Raw genomic sequence first — 17,019 nt, 5'->3', positions numbered from 1 at the left:
GCGCACCATGGGCGACCTCCTTCTGGTCCGCCACGGCGAGACCGAGTGGAGCCTGTCGGGTCAGCACACCAGCTGGACAGACCTCCCGCTCACCCAACGGGGCGAGGAACAGGCCAAGTCCCTCGCCCCGCTGCTCGCCGGGCACACCTTCACACGCACTCTCACCAGCCCCCTCGGCCGCGCGATACGCACCGCGGACCTCGCCGGCCTGTCCGGCGCCGTACCCGATCCCGAGCTGCACGAGTGGGACTACGGCGGCTACGAGGGGATCACCACCGCCGAGATCCACCGGACCCGTCCCGACTGGTGCCTGTGGACCGACGGGGTGGCACCGGGGCCGCCCGGGCATCCCGGCGAGTCGCCGGACGAGGTCGGGGCACGCGCCGACCGCGTGCTGGCGCGCATCGTGCCCGCCCTCGCCGAGGGCGATGTGGTCCTCGTGGCCCACGCCCACTTCCTGCGGGTGCTGACCGCCCGCCGTCTGGGCCTGTCGGCCGCCGAGGGGCGGCTGTTCCAGCTCGCGACCGGCACCGTCAGCCGTCTGTCCACCGAGCACGGCCGGCCCGTGATCGCGGAGTGGAACGCGGCCGGAACTTCCGCGGGCCCCCACTAGTTGGTCCTACGTTGCCGTAGAAACCAGAGGTGTGCGGCCCGCTCCCCCAGGGGGCGGGCCGGCCTCGACTACGTAGGGAGTTCTCATGGCCCTGTGGGACCGCATCAGGGAATCCGCGTCGACGATGCAGACCCAACTGCTGGCGAAGAAGAACGATCTGAAGAGCGGGGCGTTCCGTGACGCGAGCATGGCGATGTGCGCGCTCGTGGCGGCGGCTGACGGCACGGTGGACCCGTCCGAGCGCCGGCGCGTCGCCCAGCTCATCGCCACCAACGAGGTGCTGCAGAACTTCCCTGCCGACGACCTGCACCGCCGTTTCGAGGACAACCTGAACAAGTTGGCCGCGGACTTCGATTTCGGCAAGGTCAGCGTGTTGCAGGAGATCGGCAAGGCGAAGAAGAAGCCCACCGAGGCCCGTGCCGTGATCCAGATCGGCATCGTCATCGGTGGCGCCGACGGGGACTTCGACAAGGACGAGCAGGCGGTCGTCCGGGAGGCGTGCTTCGCGCTCGACCTGCCGCCGCACGAGTTCGACCTCTAGGGCGGAAGAGCCCTAGGACCGGAGGACGTCCGGCCACCGTCAGCGCACCGGCCGCCCCCCGTGCTGCGCGGCCAGCCGCACCGGTGCGTTCGCGGCGCCGTAGCCCCGGTATCCGCCGTCCCGCTGGACCAGTTCGAAGAAGACACGGCCGACGGTCTGTGTGTAGCAGTGGCGGAAGGTGCCGTCCGCGTCGCGGTCGTAGAGGATCCCCAGGTCGCGGTACGTCTCCAGCTCGCCGTCGGCGAACTCGTACCGGGCCGCCAGGTCGTCGTGGTAGTTCGCGGGCACCTCCAGGAGCCGGCCGCCCGCCTCGCGGAAGCGCCGGGCGGCCGCGACCACATCCCCGGTGGCGAGCGCGATGTGCTGCGCGCGGGCGCCGTCGTCGGTGGGCGCGGGTCCGACGCTCAGGGCGATGCGTACGCTGCCGTCGGCGTTGGTGACGGCGCGGCTGCGGTGCAGTCCGTACGGGTCGGCGACATCCACACTGTCCTGGGCGTGCAGTCCGAGCACGCTGCGGTGGAAGAGGGCCGCCTCGTCGAACTGGTGCCAGGGCTGGGTGAGGGCGAGGTGGTCGATGCGGTCCACCGCGGGGGCCGGGGGCTCGTGCGGCACGTCCTCGAAGTCGCGCCGCCAGCCGGCCGGTTCGGGCCGGTCGGATGCGCAGAAGAACAGCTCCGTGCCGTCGGGCGCGGCCACCGCCTCCAGCGGCGCGTCCTGTGCGGCGCGCCGACGCGGCAGGACCGGTGCGAGGAGGACCTCGGCGCGGCGGGCGGCGGCCGTCGGGTCGGGTGATACGAGGCCGACGGCGGCGAGCGCGGTGCCGTCGCGGCGCGCGGCCGGCCCGGTGTTGACGAGGACGCGGGCCCGGCCCTGCTCCCAGAGGTCCACGGGCTTGGTGCGGTGCCGGGCTGTGCGGGCGAAGCCGAGCGCGCCGAGGACCGCGGCGACCGGATCGATGTCCGCGGTGACGAGTTCGGCGAAGGCGACACCGGTCGGCACGACGGGCGGCGGCGGGGTGGCGAGCCCGGTCGCCTCCTGCAGGACGAGCAGGGACCGCCGCGCGTCCACGGCGGTGGGGCCGGACTCGGCCTGCCGGAAGACGTCGTTGAAGACCTCCAGGGACAGCGGTCCGGTGTAGCCGGCGCGCATCACATGGCCGAGCAGCCCGGCGACGTCGAGGCCGCCCTGACCGGGGAAGCAGCGGTAGTGCCGGCTCCACTGCAGGACGTCCATGGCCATCAGCGGAGCATCGGCCAGCTGCAGGAAGAAGATCTTCTCGCCGGGGATGTCCTCGATGCCCCGGGGGTCGCTGCCCCGGGCCAGGATGTGGAAGCTGTCGAGGCAGGTGCCGAGCGCGGGGTGGTCCGCCGCCTCGACGATGCGCCACGCGTGGTCGTACGTACTGACGTGCCGCCCCCAGGCCAGTGCCTCGTAGGCGACACGGATCCCGAACTCCTGGGCGAGGTCGGCGAGCCGGCGCAGCTGCCGGGCCGCGAGGGCGTCGTCGTCCTCGGCGAGCGGGGAGACGCTGGAGCAGACCAGGACGGTGTCCGCGCCGAGCCGGTTCATCAGCTCGAACTTGTGCCGGGCCCGGCGCAGACTGCGCTCGAACTCGTCCGCGGGGACGGCCTCGATGTCGCGCAGCGGCTGGTAGAGGTCGATGGTCAGCCCTAGGTCGGCGCAGCGCGCCCGGACCTCCTCCGGGGTCAGGGGACTGGCGAGCAGGTCGTTCTCGAAGATCTCGACGCCGTCGAAGCCGGCCCGGGCGGCGGCCGTGAGCTTCTCGGTCAGGTATCCGCTGAGCGAGACGGTGGCGATGGACGTACGCACGATGGCTTCCCTCCAGAAGCGACCTAGTTGCGGGCGCCGGCGGCCCCGGCCAGCTCGGCGATGTCCGTGAGCATGCGCGTGGAGTCGGGCTCCCGGCCAGTGAACAGGCGGAATGCGTCCGCGGCCTGGAAGACGGCCATGCCACCACCGTCGAGCGTGGCGCAGCCGAGCGCGCCGGCGGTGCGCAGCAGTTCGGTCTCCAGCGGGCGGTAGACCACCTCGGCGACCCACAGACCGGGGTGCAGCAGCTCGGCCGGGAGCGGCAGGCCGGGGTGGGCTGCCATGCCGGTGGGGGTGGCGTGCACGATGCCGTCGGCGTCCCCCAGCAGTGCCGGCAGCGCCTCGGGGCCGGCCGCGGCCGCGCGCTCGGCGCCGAAGTGCCGCTTCAGGGCGGCGGCGAGACCGGCCGCGCGGTCGGGCAGCGCGTCGACGACGGTGAGGTGTCCGGCGCCGAGCGTCAGCAGGGCGTGCGCGACGGCCGCACCCGCTCCGCCCGCGCCCAGTTGCGCCACCCGCTCCAGCGGGGCGTCGGGCAGCCCGCGGGCGAAGGAGGCGGCGAAACCGGTGACGTCCGTGTTGTGGCCGACGGCGCGGCCGTCCTCGAAGACGACGGTGTTGACCGCGCCGAGGGCCTCGGCCTGTGGGGCGAGCGCGTCGAGGTGCGGGATGACGAGCTGCTTGCACGGGTGAGTGATGTTCAGTCCGTCGAAGCCCAGGTCGCGGGCGGCCCGCACGAGGTCGCCGACGGCCTCCGCGCCGACGCCGAGGCGGTCGATGTCGATCAGCCGGTAGAGGTAGCGCACCCCTTGGCGGTCGGCCTCCCGCTGGTGCAGCGCGGGGCTGAGCGAGGGACCGATGCCCGAGCCGATGAGGCCGACGAGATACGAGTCCTGGGGCACCATGGTCCTCCTACAGCAATGTACGAACTAGTACGTTAGTCATAGCAGCCGTCCCGGGGCAGGGGAAGACCTCTCGGGGAACGCGGCACGAACGGGCTTCCACGCAGGCGCGAACGGGCTTCTACAATCGCGGGCACGCGAGTGAGCCGCAGGGGCGCCCCGGAGGCGCACGAGCCGGCAGACCTGCCCCACGCCCGAAGGAACCCGATGACCAGCGTCGACGAACCGGCACGACCAGGCGGCCGCATCCGCGACGCCGCCCGCACGAAGGCCGAGATCCTCGACGTGGCGACGCAGGAGTTCGCGCGCGCCGGGTACGACGGGGCCAGGGTCGACGAGATCGCCGCCCGCACCCGCACCACGAAGCGGATGATCTACTACTACTTCGGCGGCAAGGAGCAGTTGTTCACGGCCGTCCTGGAGCGGGCGTACGGGGTGATCCGCCAGGCGGAGCAGGAGCTGGACGTCGAGCACCTGGACCCGGTCGCGGCCATCCGCCGGCTCGCCGAGCTCACCTTCGACCACCATGAGCGGCACCCCGACTTCATCCGCCTGGTGAGCATCGAGAACATCCACGGCGCCGAGCACATCGCCGCGTCCGAGGAGCTGGGCACGATCGGCTCGCCCGCCCTGGAGGTGACCGGCCGCATCCTGGCGGCGGGCCGCGCCTCGGGGCTGTTCACGGCGGACGTCGACGCCGTCGACCTGCACGCGCTGATCAGCTCGTTCTGCTTCTTCCGGGTCGCCAACCGGCATACGTTCGGGGCCCTCTTCGGCCGGGACCTGGTGGCCGCCGACCAGCGGGAGCACTACCGCAGGATGCTCGGTGACATGGTCATCGCGTATCTGACGGCGGATCGCACGGAGGACTGAGCCGAACGCCGTCGGCGACCGGGTCCGGCGAAGAGCGTTCGGCGCGACCTCTTGACACCCGGGAAACGTCGGCGCAACATCACTGGCCAACCCACTACTAACTACCCAGTGGGTTAATTAGCCGGGTAGCACCCGGCACGGCCGCCCCGTCACCCCAGGGATCCGGCACTCCCTCCTCGCCCTGCCCCTCCCTGCCCCTCCCTGCCCCTGACTCCGCTTACGTCGGAGTCCCCTCGAAGGAGCACGCCGTGTCTGTCCCCGCCGCACCCCCGGACGCCCCGCCCGGCCAGCCGAAGAAGGCCGCGACGGCCGCCTGGATCGGCAGCGCCCTGGAGTACTACGACTTCTTCCTCTACGGCAGCGCGGCCGCCCTGATCTTCCCCAAGGTCTTCTTCGACGCCTCCGACCCGGCCACCGCGACCTTGCTCTCGCTGGCCACCTTCGGCGTCGCCTACGCGGCCCGCCCCATCGGCGCGCTCTTCCTCGGCCACTTCGGCGACCGCCTCGGCCGTAAGAAGATCATGGTCTTCACGCTGATCCTGATGGGTCTGTCGACGTTCCTCATCGGCTGTCTGCCCACGCGCGCCCAGGTCGGGGGCCTCGCCCCGGTGCTGCTGGTGCTGTGCCGCGTCCTGCAGGGCATCTCGGCGGCGGGCGAGCAGGCCAGCGCCGGCTCCATGAGCCTGGAACACGCACCACCGCACCGGCGCGGCTTCTTCACCAGCTTCACGCTCAGCGGCACCCAGGGCGGACAGCTCATCGCCACGCTCGTGTTCATCCCGGTCGCCGCGCTCCCCGAGAGCCAGCTGGTGTCCTGGGGCTGGCGGGTCCCGTTCTGGCTGAGCATCGCGGTCGCCGTCGTCGGCTACGTCATCCGCCGGGGGCTCGCGGAGACGCCGGCCTTCGCCCAGCAGGCCACCACCGAGGGCGTCGCGAGGCTGCCCCTGGCGGTGCTGCTGCGTGAGCACTGGGCGGACGTGCTGCGGGTGGTGGCGGGTGCGCTCATCGCCTCGGTCTCGACGATCTTCACCGTCTGGGCGCTGGCGTACGCGACCAGCGAGCCGGTCGGGATGGGGCGCTCCTCCATGCTGTGGGTCGGCGCACTCGCCAACCTCGTCGCGCTGGCCGCCATTCCGCTGTGGGCCATGCTGTCCGACCGTATCGGCCGTCGCCCGGTGTATCTGATCGGCGCGGTCGGCAGCGCCGTGACGATGTTCCTGTACCTGTGGGCGATCTCGACCGGCTCCTATCCGCTGACCCTGCTCCTCGGGATCGTCGCCTTCGGCGTCGTCTACAGCGCGGCGAACGGCGTCTGGCCCTCCTTCTACGGCGAGATGTTCCCGACCCGGGTCCGGCTGTCCGGCATGGCGATCGGTACGCAGATCGGCTTCGCGGTCGCCGGGTTCGCGGTCACCTTCGCCGCGCAGATCGCGGGCCCGAACGGGACCGACTGGTTCTCGGTGGCCCTGTTCTCCGCGGCCCTGTGTCTTCCCCCGGTCGTCGCCGCCCTCACCGCCCGTGAGACCCACAAGGTGCCGACGGAGCGGCTCGGCGAGCACCCGGCGCGCGAGGCCTCCAGCCGGGAGACGGTCACGGCCTGAGACACCGCGTTCACCCGGGTCCCCGGCACCGCTCCGGTCGGGGATCCGGTCCGCCGGGCGGGGCACCGCGGGCCGAAGGCCCGTGGGTCACAGCCCGAGCGCCACCGGGTGGAGCGGCTCGTACAGGCCGATCTCGCCCCCGCCCGGGAGCCGGAAGCCGGTGAGCCGACCCCAGCGGGCCTCGACGACCGGGCGGGTGAACTCGACGCCCTTCGCGGTGAGTTCGGCCATCGTGACGTCGAGGTCGTCGCACATCAGCATCAGCTCGTGCCACGGTTCGCCGTCGGCCGGGTGGAGAGCGACTTCGGCCGGCGGGGCCTTGAAGACGAGCCAGCCGCGGCCGGCGTCCACGTGCGGCCAGCCGAGGACGTCCCGGAAGAAGGCCCGGTCCTCCTCGGCGTCGCGGGAGTAGATCACGACGTGTGCCCCATTGATCACGTGCGGACGTTACGGGCGGGCCCGCACGGGCGGCAAGCGCGGCACGCGGAGGTCGATGCGAAGCCCCGTTCCGGTCGCCCGAAGGGCTCTCGGGACGCACGCCGCGCCTGCGCGGCCAACCGGGTCCGACGCGGCCGGGTGCGGGCCCGGCGGTCAGTCGTTCCGTTCGACGCTCGCGTCGAGCAGCGGTCCGAGCTGCCGCGCCACGGTCGTCAGCGCGGGTATGCGTTCCAGCACGCCGCCCGCGAACACGTCGTAGAGCGGCAGGGTTTCGAGGTGCACATAGCCGATGTGGCAGTCACACACCGCGAGCGGGCAGGGACGGGGGCGCAGCGCGGTCCGGTACGAGCCGTCGTAGAGGTTGCCGAGCTCCGTGCGGACGAAGTGGCAGCGGCGGACCGTGCCGTCGCCGTCGACCGAGAGCACGGATTCACCGGTGCGGCAGGGCAGGCCCGCGCTGGCGTGGGGGTGACGGCTGTAGGGGAAGAGGGGATCCAGGGCCGTCCAGTGCCCGGCTTCCGCGTCGTCGTACGTATGGCCCTCGGCCGCGTTGACCCACAGGTACACCTGCTCGGGCAGATCGGCGCGCAGGCGCCGGGCCTGCTCCAGGTGTTCGGGCAGGCCGACGACACCGACACTGAAGCGGACCCCGCGCCGGGCCAGGTCCTGGCACTTGGCCAGGAACCGGTCGTAGGGAGTCTGTCCCGGGTGGTACGTGCACCACAGGGCCAGGGTGTCGAGATCGGCGTCCGCGAGCCAGTCGGTGCGGCAGCTGAGGTTGGTCTGGATCGCCACGCGGCGGATGTGCGCCCGGTGCGACAGCTCGACCAGGGTGCGCCGGTACCAGGAGCGCACCAGGCCCTCGCCCCAGGGGGTGAACAGTACCGAGAGCCGGTCATCGGTCCGGGCGGCGGCCCACCCGGCGAACCGTTCCAGGCAGCGGCGGTCGGTGTGCAACTGCTCCCGGCTGTCGCGCCGCTTGGCGAACGGGCAGTAGGGACAGTCGTAGTCGCAGGACGCCAGGGGACCGCGGTACAGGAGCGTCAGGTCCATGGAGCGAGCCGTCACTTCCCCTCGTAGGCGGCCATGTCGGCCCGCACGGCCGGCGAGAACAGCTCCGGGCCGATGGCGTCGGAGTGCGCCAGGCCCTCCGGGGTCAGCCGCAGCGTCTCCACCCGCGGACCGCTGTCCCCCAGCCAGCCCCGCTCGGCGAATCGCCGCAGTTCGGCTCCGAAGTCATCGGTGGGGAGGCGTCCGAACCTGGTGCGATAGTCGGCGATCCGCAGGCCGTCGGCCTGCAGCAGCGACTGCAGCAGATGGCGTCGGCGGGCCTCGCCCGCGTCGATGCGCCGGCCGTACTCGGCGTGGGCGAAGTCGGCCGCCGGGCGGGCGACGTAGTCGTCGATGATCGAGCGGACCTGGTGCATGCCGACGGCGTAGTCGAAGGAGTAGTGCAGGCCGGCGGTGTAGGAGCGGGCGCCGCAGCCCAGCCCGATCATGCCGTCGGTCTGGCAGGCGTAGTCGTCCGCGCCCTGGGGCGGGGCGTCGGCACGGCGGAACATGCGCATGGACCGCTGCTCGTAACCGTGTGCCAGGAGGTGGTCGCGGCCCAGGCGGTACAGCCGCAGGCGCTGCTCGTCCCAGGCGGGGTCGGTGCCGGTGCCGCGCCTGCCGAGCCCGGTCAGGGGCCGTATGTAGAGCGGGTAGAGGTAGAGCTCCTCGGGCCGCCATTCCAGGGCCGCGTTCAGGGAGCGCAGCCATGTCTCGTCCGTCTGACCGTCGATTCCGTAGATCAGGTCGATGTTCAGTACCGGGATGCGGGCTTCGCGTATGCGGCCGAGTGCCGCCTCCACGTCAGCCCGTCGCTGTGGGCGTACGGCCGCTCGGGCCTCGGAGTCGTCGAAGCTCTGGACGCCCAGGCTCAGCCGCGTGGTGCCCCGCGCGGCCAGTACCTCCAGCCGGTCGGCGGTGGCCGTGGCGGGCGAGGCCTCCACCGACAGCGGGACGGCCGCGAGGTCGGCCCCCATGCGGTGCTCGGCGATGTCGCAGAGCCGTTCCAGTTCGGCGGCCGTGAGGAAGGTGGGCGTGCCGCCACCGAAGGCCGCGGTGGCGAACCGGACCCGCTCCTCTTCTCCCAGGGCCGCGCGCACGGCGCTCGCCTGGCGGTCCAGGGCGTCGAGATAGGCGCTGGTCAGACCGTCGGGGGCGCCGATACGGGTGAACAGGTTGCAGAATCCGCAGCGGACTTCGCAGAAGGGGATGTGCAGGTAGAGCGAGAGGGCGTCCTTCGGCTCCGCCGTCCACAGCGTCCGCAGCGAGGGGCGCTCGGGGAGCTTCCGGTAGGCGGTCTTGTGCGGGTAGGCGTACACATAGCTCTGGTACGGGCCCTCCTGGGGCAGCCGGTCGGCGCCGGGGCCCTGCCGGGTCGCGGTGGTCATCGGGCGGCCTCCGCGGGAAGGGCGGCGGGGTCGAGGACGAAGTGGGCGTAGGGCACGGTCCACACGGACTCGTGGCCTATGCGGTGACCGGTGTAGCCGTCGTCTCCGTAAGCGGTGCCATGGTCGGAGCAGACGATCGCGAAACAGCGGCGCCTGCTGCTCGCGGCGGCGAACAGGCGGCCGATGTGCCGGTCCACGTACTCCAGGGCCGCGGCGTGCGTGGCGCGGGAGTCGCCGGCCTCCCGGGTGGCCCCCGGCAGGTGGAACCAGTTGGGCTGGTGCAGAGCCGCAACGTTCACGAAGAGGAACAGCCGCTGCTCGGTGGGCAGTTGGCGCACGACCCGCTCGGCGCACGCCACCTGCGACTCGAACGACGTCGGTGAGGCGACCCCGAACTCCGGCTCCCAGTGGGACTCCTGGAAGAGGCCGGGCAGCACCGAGCCGAGCGGGCCCCGCTTGTTGAAGAAGCCCACTCCGCCGATGCACACCGTGCGGTACCCCACCTGTTCGAGGCCGGAGACGAGATCCGGGGTGTCGTAGACGTACGTGCGGTCCGCGGTGGTCTCACTGCCGGCGAAGCTCGCCGCGAAGAGGCGGGGATGCGCGCCGGGTGCCGCGGGGGTCGGCAGGAAGCCCGCGAAGATGGCCTGGTGGGAGGCGTAGGTGAAGCTGCCGGGGGCGTGCCGCTGCTCCCAGCGTCCGCCGGGCAGATGGCGGGCCAGGTTCGGGATGCGCCCGGCCGCGGCCAGTTCGGCCGCGACGTCGTGACGCAGCGTGTCGAGGGTGACGAGCAGCAGGTCGTGGCTGCCGACGATCTCGTTCATGTCCGGTTCGCCGGGCGCCACGGGTCGTGGGGCCGCGTCGGCGCCGTGGGGCGGGCGCGGCGACGGGGGCGTCGGTTCACGCGATGACATGGTCGTCTTCCGTTCTGTTCCGGTGGGGCGAGGTGGTGGGCGCTTGGCCCCGGCGGTGGTGCGCGGCGGTGGCCGGCCGGGCGTGCTCGCGGCGCCGCAGGGCCGCCGCCACTTGGGCCGCGTAGGTGTCGAGGCCCTCGGCTCCGCTTCCGGGCAGCCCGGTGAGCCGGGGCAGGAGATCGCCGAAGGCGTTGACCTCGCCGACCGCGACCCGGCGCCACCCGACGGCCGGCAGCAGGTCGACCCCGACGCAGAGGGTGCGGGGGAAGCAGGCTGCGGCCCGCTCGCACACGGCGAGAACGTCGGCCCAGTGGGCGCCGGCCGACTCGACGGCTCCCCGTGCCGCGGTGAGGTCTCCGCGGCTGCCGCCGAGATGGAGGTTGGTCAGTGGCGAGGCGCTGGTGCGCACCACCGCGTGGGTGACCCTCCCGTCCACGACGACCACCCTCAGGTCGGCGGCGCGACCCCCTTGTGCGGCCTTGGGCCACCAGCGCTCCAGGTGCAGCCCGTCCGGGGCGAGTGCGTCCACGATGGCCGCGATGTCCCCCTCCCGGTCGTAGCGGCGCACCTTCAGGGAGTTGAACAGCCGTCCGTCGGGGGTGAGTTCGACGGACGTGGTGGCCCTGATCCGGCCCGTGGCCGCCGATTCGACAGCGAGCACACCGGAGGCCGAGGAGCCGTGCGCGAGCTTCACGAAGAGCCGTGGCATGCGGTGCTCACGCATCAGCGCGCGCACGTCGTCCCAGCCGCCCACCGCCGCGCCCGAGGGACCGGAGGTGGGAGAAGCCGGGACCGGGACTCCCGCCGCGTGCAGGACGGCGTGGCAGCGCCGCTTGTCGAACAGCACCGCCAGCTCGTCCGGGTCGTCGAGGCGGATGCCGCCCCGCAGAGTGCGCGACGCCGCCATGAAGCCCGCGTACCAGCGGGCCGAGCCCTCCACGCGTGTGGGGTCCTGCGCGCCGCGCAGCAGAAGGTCGACGTCGGCGTTCTCGCCGGGCGAGTCGACCCGGACGATCTCCTGCCCGGAGAAGTCGGCCCCGCCCGTGCGCAGCACGTCCTTCCAGGACACGACACGCGGTGCGGGCAGCCCGGCCGCGCGCACCGCGTCCGCGAACAACGCGACCCGGCGGTTCTCGGGATTGCCGACGACCGCGAAGCGGGCCGGCGGGTCGTCCGCCGGCGCGGAAGGGTGGCTCATGGGGTCGCGGTCACTCGCCCACGGCGACATAGCGGTGGACCGTGCCGTCGTCGTCCTCGTCCTCGTCGGCGTCGTCCCGGTCGAGGTTCAGTTCGACACCGGCGGGTTCGAGTGTCTGCCGGATGCGCTGCTGGACGGGCTCGCTGAGGTAGTGGTGGTGCAGGTCCAGCTTCTTGAGATGGGTCAGCGGCTGGCCGCCGAGCAGCGCGACGGCGCCTTCGTCGCTGAGGGTGCCCATGGAGAGGTCCAGCACGTCCAGGCGTGCAAGGACCGGTGCGGAGGCGAGGGCCGCGGCCACGTCGTCCTGGATCTCGCTGTTGCGCAGCGCCAGGTGCCGCAGGGACGGCAGGCGCGTGCCGGACAGGATCGGCTCCAGGTCGGGGACCTCGCAGTCGGCTCCGTACCACGACGTGCCCAGCCACAGGTCGAGATGGACCAGCGCGGGCAGCTCGCTCGCGCCGATGCCGCGCACGACGTCGACGGGGAGGCCTCCGGTCTGCACCGTCAGCGAACGCAGCTCGTCGTGGCGGATCGCCGGGAACCGCAGTCCCGATCCCCCGCGCACGCCGAACTCCTCCAGCCGGGGGAAGCCGGCCAGCAGCCCGGTGACATCGGTCTGGTTGATCCAGGAGATCTCGCACTCCTCCATGACCATGTCGCCGAGGAACAGCGCCCTCAGGTCGGGCAACCGGTCACGAGCGGCGACAAGTGCCTCGATGACGGCGGACGGATCGGTGTCGTACGCCTCCTGCCAGGCACCGACTATCAGGGCGCGCACGCGTGTGGTGTCCACCGCCGAGCAGAAGCGCGCGAAGGCGTCCTCCCAGTCCTCGTCGGCGTCGTAGACGTCGCTGGTGATCCGCCAGGCCACGGAGTCCGGTTCGGGCAGCGGCCGCTTCTCGTCGGGCCCGGGGAAGACGAAGGCGGGCAGCCCGTACAACTCCTGCAAGTGGTCGCCGATGGTCATGCGGCTGCTCCTGACGTGTAAAACGGATGCGCGGTAAGGGTGCGCGGTACGGATGCGCTGTGTGATGCGCCAGCAGTTCTACCAACAGGCACTGACAACCCACGGCGGCGGGGCGCCGTCCCGGCCGGTTGTCAGTGGCCGCTCGTACTGTCTCCCCCATGAAGCCGGTGCGCCGTGCGCCGGGTGGAAGGGGGAAGCCATGTACCGGCAGGGAGACGTGCTGATCGTGCCCGTCACGGACGAGGCGGTGCCACCGCACGTCGCACACGCGCCGAAGGAGCCGCGCGACGCCCGGGGGCGGCTCGTCCTGGCGTCGGGCGAGGTCACCGGGCACGCCCATGCGATAGCGGGACCGGGCGAACTCGTGCGTGAGCCGGGCCCGTTCGGCCCGCTGCTGCTGCGCCTTCCCGAAGGCGGCCGGGTGGTGCACGAGGAGCATGCGCCGATCACCCTGCCCAAGGGCTGGTATCGCGTGATCCGGCAGCGCGAGTACGTCCCCGGGTCCGTGCGGATCGTGGCGGACTGAGAGCTCCGGCGGACAGGACAGGAGGGGAACCGAGCGTAGTGGAGGAGACGTTGACGACTCGGGGGGCACCGGTGGACGAGGTCCAGCGCTGGCGGGAGTACGCGACAGCGGCCGTTCCCGCCGACCGCGCCGACGCGGAGGAGGGCGTGCGGCTGGCGTATCGGCGGGCCGGACTGGCGGAACCGGAACGCGTGGTGTGGGCCGGCTCCCCGCGCGAGGGCGTCACCCTGATACGGGAGATGCCGGACCCGGGGGCCAACGTGCGCGAGGCGGTACGCACCGCCCCCTGGGCGCTGGAGCGTCGCCGTATGAGCGAGGCGCTGGGCGCTTCGGGCTGGTCGGCACGCTGGTCGGCGACCGGCGGCCGCCTGTGGGACTCGACGCAGGCGCTCGTCGACCGCATCCGGACCGGCGTGCTGGAGGAACTCGCGGAAGGCGACCGCCGCACCGAGGCGCGGATCCGGTTGATCCTGCTGGGTGCCGTGCTGGGACAGCATGACGCGCCGTGGCTCGCGGCGTTCCGTACGGACCGCGCCCCGCTCGACGGACTGGCCCAGGTGTGCCGCAGCGCAGGCTGGTGGTGGCCGTTCGAGAAGGTCGCGGTGGTGTGCGAACGCCCCGTCGCGCTGCACCGGGACGAGGCGGGCCGCCTCGACCGCGCGGACGGTCCGGCGCTCGCCTTCCCGGACGGCTTCGCCCTGTACGCCTGGCGCGGCATGCGGGTGCCGGCCGCCTTCCTGGAGGAGCTGCGTGCGCTGACCCCGGATCGGATCCGCGCCGAGGAGAACGCCGAGCTGCGCCGGGTCATGCTGGAGCACTACGGCTACGACCGCTATCTGGCCGACTCCGGCGCCCGGCCCGTGCACCGGGACGGGACCGGCACGCTCTGGCGCGTCGATCTGGTGGGCGACGAGCCGGTCGTGATGGTGGAGGTGCTCAACTCCACACCGGAACCGGACGGTACGCGACGTACGTACTGGCTTCGGGTGCCGCCGACGACCCGCACGGCCAGGGAGGGAGTGGCCTGGACCTTCGGGCTCGACGCGGAGGTGTACGCCCCGGTGCGCGAGACATGAGCCCCCGACGTCACGTTCCCGGCGCGTCCAGGGGAATGCCGTACGCGCGCTCGACACGCAGCCGCAGGACGAGCCGGCGGTCGCGGACCATGGCGGCTCGGTAGTCGTCCCAGTCGGGATGCTCGCCGAGGACGTCGCGGTAGAGCCGGACGAGTTCCTCGACCGTCTCGTCGTGGGGGTCCTGCGCGACGGGCGAGAGGTCGGCCGTGCCCTCGGCGACCGTGTACGCCCGTCGGTCGGGGCCGGTCACGTGGTACGAGGCCCGTCGGTCGCGGCGCAGATTGCGGGTCTTGGCGCGGTCGTCCGTGATCGAGACCCGGATGATGCGCTCGTGAGGGTCGTAGGCGTGGCTGACGTTCGACAGCTGGGGGCGGCCGTCGCGTTTGAGGGTGACCAGCACCCCGCCATGGCCCTCGGAGAGCAGTGCGAGCAGCGCGTCCTGTGTGGCGTCCTGAGTCATACCTCGGTCAACTCGCTCGGCAGAGCCACACATTCCTTAGTAGACACTGTCTACATGCTGGTAGACAGTGTCCATGAGCGAGCTGGAGACAGGACTGCGGGCCCGGCTGATCGATGTCGGCGTCGCCCTGGTGGCCACGGAGGGCGCCCAGGCGCTGACCCTGCGGGAGATCGCCCGGCGGGCGGGCGTCTCCCACGGGGCACCGCGCCGTTACTTCCCGACCCATCTGGAGTTGCTGTCGGCCATCGCGCGCCGGGGCTTCACCGACCTGGCGACGCGGGCGGCCGAGGCGGTCGGCGAGGGCGTGGCGAGCCCCCGGGAGCGCCTCACCGCGCTGGCGCACGCCTACCTGGAGTTCGCGCTGACCCACCGGGGCATGCACGAACTGATGTTCCGTCATGATCTCCTGGAGAGCGGTCATCTGGGGCTGCGCGAGACGAGCCTTCCGCTGTTCTCCCAGTTGGTGGACCTGGTCGGCCGGGCCAGGCCGGACGCCGACGCGCGGCTCGTCGCGGGATCCCTGCTGGCGAACCTGCACGGCATCGCGCAGTTGTGGAGCTGGGGCAGCCTCCAACTCGCCACCGGCGCCGACGACGTCATGCCTCTGCTGCGCACCGCCCTGGACGCCCATCTCGGTCCGGAGGCCGAGTGAGAGCGCACCGGCGGCCGGCCCCCGGGGGCAGCGTGGTCGGCGCGGTGATCGTCCCCGGTCCCGTGGCGGACCATGTCATGTTGGACCCGGAGGCCCTGGCGAGGCACCGGGAGAGACCAAGGAGAACGATGGGACATCTGCGGCAAGAGGTGGAGCCGGACGAGGTCGGCCTCGACCCCAAGGCGCTGGCCCGACTCGACCAGCACTTCGCACACGAGGTCGACGACGGTCGGCTGCCCGGCTATCTGGTGGCCGTCTCCCGGCACGGCCGCACAGCCCACCTCACCGCCTATGGTCACCGTGACGTCGAGGGAAGGCTTCCGGTCGAGACCGACACGCTGTGGCGGATGTACTCGATGACCAAGCCGGTCACGTCGGTCGCGGCACTGATCCTCATGGAGGAGGGCCGCTTCGGGCTGGACACGCCCGTGGCCGAGTTCCTGCCGGCCTTCGCCGATCCACGGGTGTACGTCGACGGTTCCGGCCCGGACGTCCGGACCCGCCCCGCCCGGCAGCCGATCCTGGTCCGCCATCTGCTCACCCACACGGCGGGGCTGACGTTCGGCTTCTACCACGCGCATCCCGTCGACGCCCTGTACCGGGAGGCGGGCATCGAGTCGTCCGTGGTGCCCGGTACGGACCTGGCCCGGACGTGCGAGGCGTATGCGCGGCTGCCCCTGCAGTTCGAGCCGGGCACACAGTGGAACTACTCGGTGGCGACGAACGTCGTGGGCCGGCTCATCGAGGTGGTGTCGGGTCAGGACCTCGACGACTTCCTCGCCGAACGGGTCTTCGGCCCGCTGGGCATGCGGGACGCGGGTCTGAGCGTCACCGAGGCCCAGGCGCCCCGCCTCGCCGAGCTGTACGGCGAGACGGAGGACGGGGGTATCGCCCCGGTCCCGGGCCTGCCCCTGCACGGCCGCCCCCGGCTTCTCTCCGGCAGCGGCGGCATGGTGGCCACGGCGCACGACTACCACCGCTTCATGGAGTTCCTCCGCCGCCGTGGCGAACTGGACGGCGTCCGCCTGCTCAGCGCCGACACGGTGGCCAGGCTGACGACGAACCACCTCCCGGGCGGTGCCGACCTGCGCTCCTTCGGCAGCCAGGTCCACCGCCAGCCCAGTAAGGCGGGCCTCGGCTTCGGCCTGGGCGTCTCCGTCGTCACCGACCCCGAGCTCACCCGGTCGCCCGCGGTGCTGGGCACGTTCGGCTGGAGCGGAGTGGCCACGACGACGTTCTGGGTGGACCCGCACCACGACCTGACGGTGCAGTTCCTCACCCAGCTGCGCCCCACCGGCTCGCACACGGTGTACCCGGAACTGAAGCGGCTGGTCCACGAGGCCGTGTCCGGCTGACGCTCACCGTGCGGCCTCGCGTGGACCAGACGGCGATGTCCACCGCGGCGAATGTACGGGACAGGGCTTCGCGCCAGTAGGTCCGTCGTTGATCGGTGGGCACCGAATCCGTGCTGTAGATGGTGCCCGAGAACTGCCTAGTGCCGTGGCCGGAAAGGTTTGCCGGGAAGCTCGCGGCGTCCGGTGCGGTGCATCGCAAGGCGGAGCGTCGCCCGCGTACTGGATGTACTCGGGCGATGCGACAACGCGGCGAGGTGCCGTGCCGGGCGTCGCGAGCCGGTGAACCTTTCCGGTCGCAGCACTAGTGCCGCATCAAGCAACGTTCGCCCTGCGATGAGGCGCCGCTCTGTTGCTGTCCTGGGCGGCGCCGGACGGCCAGAATGATCGCGTGGCTGAACGTGTGCAGGTCCGGGAGATCGATGACGACGAGGGCAGGCGGTTGCTGCGGATCGTCCGTAGGGGCACCGGTTCGGTGGTGACCTGGCGGCGGGCCCAGATGGTGCTGTTATCCGCGCAGGGCATGCCCGTGGCGAAGATCGCCGAGGTGACGTTCACCAGCCCGGACCGGGTCAGAGATGTGATCCACAACTTCAACGCGGACGGGTTCGACTCGCTCTATCCGAAGTACAAGGGCGGCC

18 protein-coding genes are annotated in these 17,019 nt (G+C 72.1%); 9 read left to right on the top strand and 9 right to left on the bottom strand.

All coding sequences use genetic code 11. The features are described from left to right. Positions 1–7: 7 nt before the first annotated feature. Complete coding sequence (locus ASC56_RS26480; protein ID WP_055494068.1) at positions 8–613, top strand: histidine phosphatase family protein; 606 nt, start codon at positions 8–10, stop codon at positions 611–613. Between the two features lie 85 nt (positions 614–698). Further along, positions 699–1,154, top strand: a complete 456-nt coding sequence (locus ASC56_RS26475) for a tellurite resistance TerB family protein (protein ID WP_055494067.1) — start codon at positions 699–701, stop codon at positions 1,152–1,154. Between the two features lie 39 nt (positions 1,155–1,193). On the opposite strand, the gene ASC56_RS26470 is transcribed toward ASC56_RS26475, so the two are convergent. Both ASC56_RS26470 and ASC56_RS26465 read right to left on the bottom strand, forming a co-directional pair. Continuing rightward, positions 1,194–2,984 carry a bifunctional sugar phosphate isomerase/epimerase/4-hydroxyphenylpyruvate dioxygenase family protein gene (locus ASC56_RS26470; protein ID WP_055494066.1) on the bottom strand — a complete coding sequence of 597 codons (1,791 nt, stop codon included), beginning with the start codon at positions 2,982–2,984 and terminating at the stop codon, positions 1,194–1,196. Positions 2,985–3,007: 23 nt separating this feature from the next. Next, a complete protein-coding gene (locus ASC56_RS26465; protein ID WP_199836079.1) occupies positions 3,008–3,883 on the bottom strand; it encodes a shikimate dehydrogenase in 876 nt (291 codons plus the stop codon). A 207-nt stretch (positions 3,884–4,090) separates the two neighbouring features. On the opposite strand from ASC56_RS26465, the gene ASC56_RS26460 reads away from it, so the two are divergent. Both ASC56_RS26460 and ASC56_RS26455 read left to right on the top strand, forming a co-directional pair. Then, positions 4,091–4,756 carry a TetR/AcrR family transcriptional regulator gene (locus tag ASC56_RS26460; protein WP_055494064.1) on the top strand — a complete coding sequence of 222 codons (666 nt, stop codon included), beginning with the start codon at positions 4,091–4,093 and terminating at the stop codon, positions 4,754–4,756. A gap of 248 nt (positions 4,757–5,004) precedes the next feature. Then, on the top strand, positions 5,005–6,357 hold the full coding sequence (locus ASC56_RS26455) for an MFS transporter (protein ID WP_055494063.1): 1,353 nt from the start codon (positions 5,005–5,007) through the stop codon (positions 6,355–6,357). An 87-nt stretch (positions 6,358–6,444) separates the two neighbouring features. Here ASC56_RS26455 and ASC56_RS26450 read toward each other — a convergent pair whose 3' ends face one another. The 6 genes from ASC56_RS26450 to ASC56_RS26425 all read right to left on the bottom strand — a co-directional run bounded on the left by ASC56_RS26450 (position 6,445) and on the right by ASC56_RS26425 (position 12,312). Continuing rightward, the gene (locus ASC56_RS26450) at positions 6,445–6,795 is read right to left on the bottom strand and encodes a VOC family protein (RefSeq protein WP_055494062.1); all 351 of its coding nucleotides are present in this window, start codon (positions 6,793–6,795) and stop codon (positions 6,445–6,447) included. A gap of 153 nt (positions 6,796–6,948) precedes the next feature. Further along, positions 6,949–7,848, bottom strand: a complete 900-nt coding sequence (locus ASC56_RS26445) for an STM4011 family radical SAM protein (RefSeq protein WP_055494061.1) — start codon at positions 7,846–7,848, stop codon at positions 6,949–6,951. A gap of 11 nt (positions 7,849–7,859) precedes the next feature. Continuing rightward, the gene (locus ASC56_RS26440) at positions 7,860–9,233 is read right to left on the bottom strand and encodes an STM4012 family radical SAM protein (protein ID WP_055494060.1); all 1,374 of its coding nucleotides are present in this window, start codon (positions 9,231–9,233) and stop codon (positions 7,860–7,862) included. Continuing rightward, a complete protein-coding gene (locus ASC56_RS26435) occupies positions 9,230–10,057 on the bottom strand; it encodes an STM4013/SEN3800 family hydrolase (RefSeq protein WP_055494265.1) in 828 nt (275 codons plus the stop codon). The genes ASC56_RS26440 and ASC56_RS26435 overlap by 4 nt, the downstream gene beginning before the upstream one ends. A 76-nt stretch (positions 10,058–10,133) precedes the next feature. Continuing rightward, positions 10,134–11,345 (bottom strand): STM4014 family protein, encoded by a 1,212-nt coding sequence (locus tag ASC56_RS26430; protein WP_199836073.1) that lies wholly within the window; start codon positions 11,343–11,345, stop codon positions 10,134–10,136. A gap of 10 nt (positions 11,346–11,355) precedes the next feature. Beyond that, positions 11,356–12,312 carry an STM4015 family protein gene (locus ASC56_RS26425; protein ID WP_055494059.1) on the bottom strand — a complete coding sequence of 319 codons (957 nt, stop codon included), beginning with the start codon at positions 12,310–12,312 and terminating at the stop codon, positions 11,356–11,358. A 199-nt stretch (positions 12,313–12,511) separates the two neighbouring features. Between ASC56_RS26425 and ASC56_RS26420 the strand changes: the two genes are divergently transcribed. Both ASC56_RS26420 and ASC56_RS26415 read left to right on the top strand, forming a co-directional pair. Then, the gene (locus ASC56_RS26420) at positions 12,512–12,838 is read left to right on the top strand and encodes a hypothetical protein (protein WP_055494058.1); all 327 of its coding nucleotides are present in this window, start codon (positions 12,512–12,514) and stop codon (positions 12,836–12,838) included. 50 nt (positions 12,839–12,888) lie between these two features. After that, positions 12,889–13,914, top strand: coding sequence for a DUF6745 domain-containing protein (locus tag ASC56_RS26415; protein ID WP_107309359.1), 1,026 nt, complete (start codon positions 12,889–12,891; stop codon positions 13,912–13,914). A 10-nt stretch (positions 13,915–13,924) separates the two neighbouring features. Here ASC56_RS26415 and ASC56_RS26410 read toward each other — a convergent pair whose 3' ends face one another. Next, positions 13,925–14,374: a PPOX class F420-dependent oxidoreductase gene (locus ASC56_RS26410; RefSeq protein WP_055494056.1), complete on the bottom strand. Its 450-nt coding sequence runs from the start codon at positions 14,372–14,374 to the stop codon at positions 13,925–13,927. A 73-nt stretch (positions 14,375–14,447) separates the two neighbouring features. Between ASC56_RS26410 and ASC56_RS26405 the strand changes: the two genes are divergently transcribed. The 3 genes from ASC56_RS26405 to ASC56_RS26395 form a co-directional block, all read left to right on the top strand. After that, positions 14,448–15,026, top strand: coding sequence for a TetR/AcrR family transcriptional regulator (locus ASC56_RS26405; protein ID WP_055494055.1), 579 nt, complete (start codon positions 14,448–14,450; stop codon positions 15,024–15,026). Between the two features lie 128 nt (positions 15,027–15,154). Then, the gene (locus ASC56_RS26400) at positions 15,155–16,381 is read left to right on the top strand and encodes a serine hydrolase (RefSeq protein ID WP_055494054.1); all 1,227 of its coding nucleotides are present in this window, start codon (positions 15,155–15,157) and stop codon (positions 16,379–16,381) included. Between the two features lie 388 nt (positions 16,382–16,769). Further along, on the top strand, positions 16,770–17,019 hold a 250-nt coding region (locus ASC56_RS26395), incomplete at its 3' end, for a helix-turn-helix domain-containing protein (RefSeq protein ID WP_159039704.1).

Origin of the sequence: Streptomyces sp. TP-A0356 (genome assembly GCF_001417775.1) — a bacterium.
Lineage (GTDB): Bacteria > Actinomycetota > Actinomycetes > Streptomycetales > Streptomycetaceae > Streptomyces.
The sequence above is the reverse complement of the archived record's forward strand: the minus strand, read 5'-3'. Positions and strand labels throughout refer to the sequence as shown.

Coding starts and splice junctions, on each gene's coding strand:
- ASC56_RS26430 (WP_199836073.1), bottom strand. CDS start 11,345: ATGAGCCACCCTTCCGCGCCGGCGGACGACCCGCCGGCCCGCTTCGCG.
- ASC56_RS26420 (WP_055494058.1), top strand. CDS start 12,512: ATGTACCGGCAGGGAGACGTGCTGATCGTGCCCGTCACGGACGAGGCG.
- ASC56_RS26445 (WP_055494061.1), bottom strand. CDS start 7,848: ATGGACCTGACGCTCCTGTACCGCGGTCCCCTGGCGTCCTGCGACTAC.
- ASC56_RS26475 (WP_055494067.1), top strand. CDS start 699: ATGGCCCTGTGGGACCGCATCAGGGAATCCGCGTCGACGATGCAGACC.
- ASC56_RS26435 (WP_055494265.1), bottom strand. CDS start 10,057: ATGAACGAGATCGTCGGCAGCCACGACCTGCTGCTCGTCACCCTCGAC.
- ASC56_RS26480 (WP_055494068.1), top strand. CDS start 8: ATGGGCGACCTCCTTCTGGTCCGCCACGGCGAGACCGAGTGGAGCCTG.
- ASC56_RS26425 (WP_055494059.1), bottom strand. CDS start 12,312: ATGACCATCGGCGACCACTTGCAGGAGTTGTACGGGCTGCCCGCCTTC.
- ASC56_RS26440 (WP_055494060.1), bottom strand. CDS start 9,233: ATGACCACCGCGACCCGGCAGGGCCCCGGCGCCGACCGGCTGCCCCAG.
- ASC56_RS26460 (WP_055494064.1), top strand. CDS start 4,091: ATGACCAGCGTCGACGAACCGGCACGACCAGGCGGCCGCATCCGCGAC.
- ASC56_RS26410 (WP_055494056.1), bottom strand. CDS start 14,374: ATGACTCAGGACGCCACACAGGACGCGCTGCTCGCACTGCTCTCCGAG.
- ASC56_RS26405 (WP_055494055.1), top strand. CDS start 14,448: ATGAGCGAGCTGGAGACAGGACTGCGGGCCCGGCTGATCGATGTCGGC.
- ASC56_RS26400 (WP_055494054.1), top strand. CDS start 15,155: ATGGGACATCTGCGGCAAGAGGTGGAGCCGGACGAGGTCGGCCTCGAC.